Annotated in this window: 9 protein-coding genes; 3 read left to right on the top strand and 6 right to left on the bottom strand. The window is 67.5% G+C overall.

The features are described from left to right. A partial coding sequence (locus tag KZA10_RS05585) for an FAD-dependent oxidoreductase (protein WP_218682378.1) occupies positions 1-563 on the top strand: 563 nt, incomplete at its 5' end. On the opposite strand, the gene KZA10_RS05580 is transcribed toward KZA10_RS05585, so the two are convergent. Both KZA10_RS05580 and KZA10_RS05575 read right to left on the bottom strand, forming a co-directional pair. Further along, positions 554-1279, bottom strand: coding sequence for a Pr6Pr family membrane protein (locus KZA10_RS05580; RefSeq protein ID WP_055876231.1), 726 nt, complete (start codon positions 1277-1279; stop codon positions 554-556). The two genes, KZA10_RS05585 and KZA10_RS05580, sit on opposite strands and share 10 nt — an antisense overlap. A gap of 103 nt (positions 1280-1382) precedes the next feature. Then, the gene (locus KZA10_RS05575) at positions 1383-1772 is read right to left on the bottom strand and encodes a MauE/DoxX family redox-associated membrane protein (RefSeq protein ID WP_055876235.1); all 390 of its coding nucleotides are present in this window, start codon (positions 1770-1772) and stop codon (positions 1383-1385) included. Between the two features lie 81 nt (positions 1773-1853). On the opposite strand from KZA10_RS05575, the gene KZA10_RS05570 reads away from it, so the two are divergent. Further along, positions 1854-2885, top strand: a complete 1032-nt coding sequence (locus tag KZA10_RS05570; RefSeq protein ID WP_308289596.1) for a cation:proton antiporter — start codon at positions 1854-1856, stop codon at positions 2883-2885. 96 nt (positions 2886-2981) lie between these two features. Here the strand turns inward: KZA10_RS05570 and KZA10_RS05565 are convergent, their stop codons facing one another. From KZA10_RS05565 to KZA10_RS05550, 4 genes are all read right to left on the bottom strand, one after another. After that, entirely contained in the window at positions 2982-4406 is a 1425-nt protein-coding gene (locus KZA10_RS05565; RefSeq protein ID WP_218682377.1) for a dicarboxylate/amino acid:cation symporter, read from the bottom strand. 144 nt (positions 4407-4550) lie between these two features. Beyond that, a complete protein-coding gene (locus KZA10_RS05560; protein ID WP_127483033.1) occupies positions 4551-4787 on the bottom strand; it encodes a helix-turn-helix transcriptional regulator in 237 nt (78 codons plus the stop codon). Continuing rightward, the gene (locus KZA10_RS05555; RefSeq protein ID WP_218682376.1) at positions 4784-5431 is read right to left on the bottom strand and encodes a hypothetical protein; all 648 of its coding nucleotides are present in this window, start codon (positions 5429-5431) and stop codon (positions 4784-4786) included. The genes KZA10_RS05560 and KZA10_RS05555 overlap by 4 nt, the downstream gene beginning before the upstream one ends. Then, the gene (locus KZA10_RS05550; protein ID WP_055865974.1) at positions 5431-6048 is read right to left on the bottom strand and encodes a DUF2975 domain-containing protein; all 618 of its coding nucleotides are present in this window, start codon (positions 6046-6048) and stop codon (positions 5431-5433) included. Before KZA10_RS05550 ends, KZA10_RS05555 begins: the two co-directional genes overlap by 1 nt. A 218-nt stretch (positions 6049-6266) precedes the next feature. On the opposite strand from KZA10_RS05550, the gene KZA10_RS05545 reads away from it, so the two are divergent. Further along, on the top strand, positions 6267-6706 hold a 440-nt coding region (locus tag KZA10_RS05545; RefSeq protein ID WP_306300793.1), incomplete at its 3' end, for a Clp protease N-terminal domain-containing protein.

Here is a 6706-nt window from a genome sequence, read left to right as displayed (position 1 = left end):
TCGCTGCCCGCACCGGTGCCGGCGCCGACGAACTGTCGAGCTGGTTCGCGCCTCCCCTCCCCATGAGCGACCCGAAGGCCGCGACCGGCGACGTCGCACCGTTCATCGAGCAGGCCCTCGACGGGGTCAAGGTGGGGCTCAACTCTCCGGTCGCCCGCCTCGCCTACGACGATTCCGGGGTGAGCGTGCGCCTCGGCACCGGTGAGGCGCTGTCGTTCGATCGGGTCATCGTGACGGTTCCACTCGGCGTGCTCCAGGACCGCAGCATCGAGTTCGACCCGCCCCTGCCGTTCTCCAATCGCGGGGCGATCTCGGCACTCGGCATGGGCGCGATCGAGACGGTCTGGCTGCGGTGGGACGAGCCGTTCTGGGAGAACGACGAGGCCATCTGGCACTCCGTCGGCGCCGACGTGGCCATCGCGACCTGGATCAATCTGCGACCCGCGACCGGCGAGAACGTGCTCGTCGGGATCGTCGGCGGCGCGGCGGCAGCGGAGTTCGCGAAGCTCGACGAAGACGAGGCGATCGAAGCGGCCCTCGCCTCGCTCGCCCTCTATGTCTGACCGACCCGTTCACCGGCTCTCGCCTGCTCCGGCGTCGATGCCTGCGCAGTGCCCTCGGTTTTCCCGCGCAGCCGTTTCGGTACCGGCATGCGGCTGATGAGCACGAGGAGGGTGGCGACGGCGGCGAACGTGCCGAGCGCGATCGCGGATGAGATCAGGAACTCCATCGGACCGCTCACCTGCCGCGGATCGAGGAAGTAGTACGGGTACCAGCCGATCAGTGGGCCGCGGATCATGGTGGCGACGCCCCAGATCACCGGGTACGCCAGCGACACCGGGATCACGCGCCACGGCACGGAGCGGTGACCGGGTGCGAGAGCCCAGGCCGCCACGGTGACGGCGGGGAGCCAGAAGTGCAGCACCTGATCCGACCAGGGCACGTCGATGCGGATGCCGCGGATGCCGGCCTGCCAGACCAGGATCGCGAACACGAGTCCGGCCGTGATCGTCCAGGTCAGAACGAGTGCCAGGGCGACGGTGAGCCAGCGAGGATCCTTCGCGCGGCGCAGCGCGAGGATGCCGGCGACGGTGAGCAGCACCACGAAAGCGATGTTCGACTGGTTCGTCAGATATGCGAAGAAGTTCTGGCTCGCGATCGTGTTCGATGCGAGACCCCAGGCGAGCCGGTGGATGAGCGCCACGAGACAGACGGCGGCCGCGCTGAGGCGGAGCAGGCCGAAGACGGTACGCGCCTTCACCGCTGCGTCACCCGCCATTCCTTCATCTGCCGAGTCTACGGACCTCAGCTCGGAGGACCCGTTGTGCCGCAGAGGGCACGCGTCCCTGACAGTGGTGAGTCCGTGCGGGTGGTCCGGCCCGTCAGCGTCGGGGTTCGCGGGTCGACCACAGCGCCAGCGCGACGAGCACGGGCTGGAAGAACAGCCGCACGAAGCGCTTCATGTCCGTGTCGAGACCGAAGCCGTCGCGGTGGTGCATCCACTGCGCCACGTTGCCGGGGAACACGGCGACGAAGAACAGAGCGGCGATCGTGCCGACCGTGCGCCGACGGCGTCGTGCCAGCAGCAGGGCGGATCCGAGTGCGATCTCGGCCACGCCGGAGGCGAGCACCGTGGTGTCAGGATCCAGCGGCAGCGACTCGGGGACCTGCGCCTGGAACTCCTCGCGCGCCACCGTGAGGTGCGAGACGCCCGCGAAGACGAGAGAGGCGCCGAGGAAGATACGGCCGATGGTGCGGGTGGGAGTCGACATGGTGCGAGTGTACGCCGCGGTCGCTGCGCTCAGATCAGGCGGCGGAGCGCCTCTTCGAGCGAGATGCCCTGAGAGTCGGGAGTGCTCGCCGTCGTGGCGATGGGGCTCTACGTCGGCTACAACTCGCCGCGCACCGACTACACGACGCGTCAGCAGGAGAAGCCGCTGTGGCTCTCGGCCGATCTGCTGCTGGAGAGCTTCGTGTTCGCGTACATCGGCCTCCAGTTCCCGCGCGTGCTCAGCGACCTCGGGAGTGAATCGGTCGGGCAGATCCTGCTGCTCTCCGGGGCGGTTCTGCTCGTCGTGGTCATCGTGCGGCCCCTCTTCATCTACCCGACGAGTGCGTGGTCGAACTTCCAGGATCGCAAACGTCTCGAACGCTGGGATCGCGGTGTCGAATCCGGGGAGTTCGACAAGCGGCACCGCAGGTCCAGGCGCTGGGCGAAGTACACCGCCGACGAACTGCGCAGTCACATCGTGCGCGAGCAGATGGCAGGGCTCCAGCTCACCTGGAAGGACAGCGCCGTCATCTCCTGGGCGGGAATGCGCGGAGTGGTGACGCTGGCGATCGCGGTGGCGGCCGCCGACCTCGCGACCCTCGACACCGAGGCCTCGCACGCGATCGTCGTGGTGGCGTTCATCGTCACGGTGGGCACGCTGCTGATCCAGGGGCTGACGCTGCCGATGCTGATCCGCGGTCTCGGCATCGCCAGCGACGTGGATGAGGAGGAGGATGAGGCAGCCCTCGCCGAGGTCCGCGCGAAGAGCCGCGAGGCCGGGAAGAAGTACCTCGCCGAGAAGCGCATCGAGTGGGAGGCCAAGTACGGCGAGGTCGACCTCAGCGTCTTCGACGCCTTCACCAAGCGCATGACCCGGGTCGAGAGGGACACTGACGAGGCGCAGAAGGTGGAGGACGCCGCGAGCCGGCCTTCGTATGAAGACCTCGTCGCGCTGTCGAAGGGCTGGCTGCAGGTGCGTCGCGAGATCCTCCTCGCCGAGCGGGATGCGGGCAACCTCGACGAAGAGGTCATGCGCGAGCTGATTGCCGCGATGGATGCCGAGGAGCTCGCGCTCGACACCCGTGGAGCCACCCGCCAGCAGAGCCGGGCCTGATTCCCCGAACCCCGCCTCCCCGCACTCTTGAATCCTTGAACGGCAGAGCGCCTCGCCCCATGCAGGGACGAGGCGCTCTGGCGTCGCGGGGTGAGGTCAGCGGGCGCTGACCGGCTCCTTGTCGGAGGACGCATCCGCCTCGGGGGCGTCGTCGTCACCGGAGTCGTCGGCGAAGGGCAGCCCCTCACGCGGCGCGTTGTAGAGGTCTTCGTTCAGGATGCCCTCGCGCTTGGCGACGATCGTCGGGATCAGCGCCTGGCCCGCCACGTTGACCGCGGTGCGGCCCATGTCGAGGATCGGGTCGATCGCGAGCAGCAGTCCCACGCCCTCGAGCGGCAGGCCCAGGGTCGACAGCGTCAGCGTGAGCATCACCACAGCACCGGTGGTGCCGGCAGTCGCAGCGGAGCCGACGACCGAGACGATCACGATCAGCAGGTACTGCACGAAGTTCAGCTCGATGCCGAAGAACTGCGCGACGAAGATCGCGGCGATGGCCGGGTAGATCGCGGCGCAGCCGTCCATCTTGGTGGTGGCGCCCAGAGGCACGGCGAACGACGCGTAGGAGCGGGGCACGCCGAGGTTGCGCTCGGTGACGCGCTCGGTGAGGGGCAGCGTTCCGATCGAGGAGCGGCTGACGAAGGCCAGCTGCACCGCCGGCCACACGCCCGAGAAGTACTGCTTGATCGACAGGCCGTGGGTGCGCACCAGGATCGGGTAGACCACGAACAGCACGAGCGCGAGCCCGATGTAGACCGCCGCGGCGAACCAGCCGAGGGAGGCCAGCTTCTCCCAGCCGTACTTGATCACGGCCGAGCCGATGAGGCCGAACGTGCCGAGCGGGGCGATGCGGATGATCCACCACAGCACGCGCTGGATGACCTTGAGCAGCGACTCGGTGAAGACGAGGAACGGCTCGGCCTTCTTGCCGGCCTTGAGAGCGGCGATGCCGACGACGGCGGCGACCACGATCACCTGCAGGATGTTGAAGCCGACGCTCGACGAGAAGGTCCCCTCGACGGCACCGGGCGAGGTGTTGACGGTGACGCCGAGGAAGTTCTGCGGGATGAGGCCCAGCAGGAAGTTCCACCAGGTGCCCACGGTGTACGGGTCACCGGGCTCAAGGCCTTCGCCGGCGCGGTTGCCGGGCTGGATCACGAGGCCGAGCACGATGCCGATGATCACGGCGATGAACGCGGTGATCGCGAACCACAGGATCGTCTGGCCGGCGAGGCGTGCGGCGTTCTGCACACGGCGCAGGTTCGAGATGCTGGCGACGATGGCGGTGAAGATCAGCGGTACGACGGCGGCGCGCAGCAGCGTCACGTACGAGTTGCCGATGGTGTCGAGCGTGGCCGACAGCCCTGTCGGGTTCTCAGCGGTGGCGCCGAGCTGGCGGCCGATCAGACCGGCGGCGATGCCGAGGACGAGGGCTGCGAGGATCTGGAAGCCGAACGAGCTCAGCAGCTTCCGGACCGGCCCGCGGGTGTCAGGCGCCTTCTGGGCGCGTGCGGTGGTGCTCATGAGGTGGGGACTCCAGAATCGCGGCGCGCCGAGTACGCGCCATGAGGCCCAACGCTATGGCTGCCTGAGAATTCCCTGGGTGGATATGACGAAGGATGACGCGCGAGCCGGGATCCGTTCGGTGGGGCCGGCGGGGGTTCCCCGTTAGCGCGGCGCGAGCACCAGCAGGTCACCGACCTCGCAGTCGAGCGCCTCGCAGATCGCCCGCAAGGTCGAGTAGCGGATGGCGCGGGCCCGGTCGTTCTTCAGCACCGACAGATTCACGATGCTCACCCCCACCGCGGCGCTCAGCTCGGTGAGCGTCATGCCCCGCTCGGCGAGCAGCTCGTCGAGTCGGCAGTGGATGCCGGTGAACTCGTCGTCGCTCTCGGCCGGGGTCATACCAGTCCCTCCGTGTCCTTCTCGAGCGCGAGCTTCTCGTTCTGCAGCCGGATGCCGCGGCGGAACGCCACCGCGATCAGGCCCACCGTCACCCCGGTGGCGAAGATCGGCGCGACGCTCCAGAACTCGATCGGATGCACCGGTTCCCCGTCGCCGATGCCGAGAGCGGAGGTGACGCCGTTGCGGCCCATCGTCTCGAGCATCACGATCAGGATCGGAGCGCCGACGAGCGTCCAGCCGATCACATCGAAGGCTCGCGCGTTCGGACGGACGAAGAAGCGTCCGCGCAAAAAGTTCCAGGCGACCAGCGTCACCGCCGCGATGACCGCGACGGCCGCGAGAGCCCACAGCGCGATGGCGGCGATGATGGCCGTGACCGAGGCCGCGTTCACCCCGTCGGCGATGACCATCGCCTCGTCCGCGAACCCCTCGATCGAGATGGCGCCGGAGTCGGTCGTGGCGGAGATCGGCTGCTGGTCGATGGGGACCGTCCAGGCGATCCCCGTTTCGCGGAAGGTGCCCGCGACGCGCAGGATCGTGGCGAATGCAACGGTGACGAGCGCCGCAGCCGCGTAGAGGATCACGGTGATGGCGTCCGCGGTCTCGGAGCGGGTGGCCGGGGAAGTCGTCTTCGTCATGGTCATCAGACCAATCCTTCCGTCTCGCGCTGCAGTCGATCGCCGATCACGAACGTGGTGCCGATGACCGAGATGATGAACGCGGCCAGGATGAAGGTGAACGGCTCGATACTGATCACCGCATTGTCGACAGCATTCTCGGTGACCGCGGAGACGGCGGCGTTGGCCAGCATGTTGTCGAAGAACCGCACGGCCGCGAAGCCGAGCAGGCCGACGATGCCGGCGACCATCACGAGTCGCGTGTTGCGTCGGCTGAACACCGTGCCGCTCAGGATGCTGCGCGCCAGCAGCATCAGGCATCCGATCACGACGATGATCGCGACGATCTGGGCGAGCTGTCCGATGACGCCCGCGCCGATCGCGATCCCCGGCAGGGTCGGGGCGGTGAGGATCGCCCTGTCCAGTTCGAGGGTGATGTTCGCACCACCTGCGCCGAGCGGAGCCTCGATCGGCTGATCCACGAACTCGACCATCACCGGGATCATCGTGCCGCTGAGCAGGGTGACGATGCGGATGATCGAGAAGACCGTGATGTACGCCGCGATCGCCACGCCGGCGATGCAGAAGGCGATGAGTGCAGCGGCGTCGCCGCGGGACAGCGTGCCCTGTTTCGTCGAGGTCATGATCGCTCCTTATCGATGATCGTTGTTAGCGATAAACGATAAAATAACGACAATCGATAAGCTCGTCAATCCCCGTCGCTTTCGACACCTCGTCACACCGCCTGCCATAGCCCCGGTATGCCCACGGCGAACACGGGCATACGTGCCCGATGTGGTGGTTACTCTCGATGTACAAGCGCTTCACGCGTCTTCGCCCCGTGCGAATAAGGAGTCACAGCATGTTCGAGAGATTCACGGACCGAGCCCGTCGAGTGGTCGTCCTCGCCCAAGAAGAGGCGAAGATGCTCAACCACAACTACATCGGAACCGAGCACATCCTGCTCGGTCTCATCCACGAGGGCGAAGGCGTCGCCGCCAAGGCGCTCGAAAGCCTCGGCATCTCCCTCGACGCCGTGCGCGAGCAGGTGCAGGACATCATCGGCCAGGGTCAGCAGCAGCCGACCGGGCACATCCCGTTCACCCCGCGCGCCAAGAAGGTGCTCGAGCTCAGCCTCCGCGAGGCCCTGCAGCTCGGCCACAACTACATCGGAACCGAGCACATCCTGCTCGGCCTCATCCGCGAGGGCGAGGGCGTCGCCGCCCAGGTGCTCGTCAAGCTCGGCGCCGACCTCAACAAGGTCCGCCAGCAGGTCATCCAGCTGCTCTCCGGCGCTCCGGG

It is taken from the genome of Microbacterium sp. BF1 (assembly GCF_019279095.1).
GTDB classification, from domain to species: Bacteria; Actinomycetota; Actinomycetes; order Actinomycetales; family Microbacteriaceae; genus Microbacterium; species Microbacterium maritypicum.
This window is presented reverse-complemented; position numbering and strand designations above follow the sequence as displayed.